This is a genomic window from Pseudomonas sp. MWU12-2345 (assembly GCF_023242385.1).
In the GTDB taxonomy this organism is placed as follows: domain Bacteria; phylum Pseudomonadota; class Gammaproteobacteria; order Pseudomonadales; family Pseudomonadaceae; genus Aquipseudomonas; species Aquipseudomonas gingeri_D.
Genome location: NZ_JALLJA010000048.1, coordinates 1 through 1,357 on the forward strand (window position 1 = coordinate 1; position 1,357 = coordinate 1,357).

The window sequence follows — 1,357 nt, forward strand, 5'->3', positions numbered from 1 at the left end:
GGTAATGAGATGGTCACCCCCACACCTTGCGAGGGCTACGCTTTCGCAGGGTATTTTTATTTCGGAGACCATCACCATGAGCGATTTGGCACTGGTCGGTATCGACCTCGGCAAACACACCTTTCATCTGCACGGCCAGGACAAACCTGGCCGAGAGCTGTTTCGCAAGAAGCTCTCACGACAGCAAATGATGCGCTTCTTTGCCAATCTGCCAGCATGCACCGTGGTGATGGAAGCCTGCGCCGGGGCACATTTCGTTGCTCGCGAGCTGACTGCCCTAGGGCATCAGGCCAAGCTGATTTCCCCACAGTTCGTTAAACCCTTCGTCAAGGGCAACAAAAACGATTTCGTCGATGCACAGGCCATCTGCGAAGCCGCTTCACGCCCGACGATGCGCTTCGTTTCACCCAAGACCGAAGCCCAGCAAACCCTTTCAGTATTGCATCGCCTGCGCGAATCGCTGATCCGCGACCGCACCAAGGCCGTCAATCAGATGCATGGCTTCCTGCTCGAGTTTGGCATCAGCCTGCCGCAAGGACTGGCAATGATGAAACGTTTGGCCGTCATCTTAGCGGAGCATGAAATGCCCATTCGGCTGACGATACTGTTACAACGCTTGCATGAGCACTTCTTCTACTTGGATGAGCAGATCCAGGAGTTGGACAAAGAGCTGGCAGGCCAACTGGCCGACGATGATCTAGGTCGCCGTTTGCTAGGCATGCCGTGTGTCGGGCCGATCACCGCCAGCCTGCTGGCTGTGGAAATCGGCGACGGCAAACAGTACGGATGCAGTCGTGATTTTGCTGCGTCTGTCGGCCTGGTGCCCAGGCAGTACAGCACCGGTGGCAAGGCCAATCTGCTAGGAATCAGTAAACGGGGAGACAAGAATCTCAGACGTTTGCTAGTGCAATGCGCAAGAGTCTACATGTTGCATTTGGACCGCCAGAAAGGACCGCTAGCCCTATGGGTGCGATCGCTGCTGATGCGACGCCACGCAAATGTGGTGGCCTGCGCCCTGGCCAATAAGCTGGCGCGTATCGCCTGGGCGATAGCGGCACACCATACCGAGTTTGAAGCGGGATCAGACGCTATGGCTGCCTGATCTCGTTGTTGTTGCTGCACCACGACTCACCCTTCAGGTTTTGCGATAGCTGACAACAGATGATGTGAACGGCCAACCGGCCTAGCGAAGATCCTGGATAAACATCTGGCTTTTTAAGCCGCACGGGTTTTTAAGGATCGCCAGGCGCGACTCTCATCGTGGCGCGGGGCTTACCCCAGCAGACGCCGGATAGATTTAAGCAAGCCACCACATCGCCCGTTAATCAGCATTGCAAAAATGGGGGTGACCATAGAT

At 55.9% G+C, this 1,357-nt stretch carries 1 protein-coding gene; it reads left to right on the top strand.

All coding sequences use genetic code 11. From position 1 onward, the window contains the following. Window positions 1-76: 76 nt before the first annotated feature. Window positions 77-1,102: an IS110 family transposase gene (locus M5C71_RS33570; RefSeq protein WP_248769700.1), complete on the top strand. Its 1,026-nt coding sequence runs from the start codon at window positions 77-79 to the stop codon at window positions 1,100-1,102. The last annotated feature ends 255 nt before the right edge of the window (window positions 1,103-1,357 follow it).

What these genes read in the sequence shown, in the direction of transcription:
- M5C71_RS33570 (WP_248769700.1), top strand. Translation starts at nt 77, where the DNA reads ATGAGCGATTTGGCACTGGTCGGTATCGACCTCGGCAAACACACCTTT.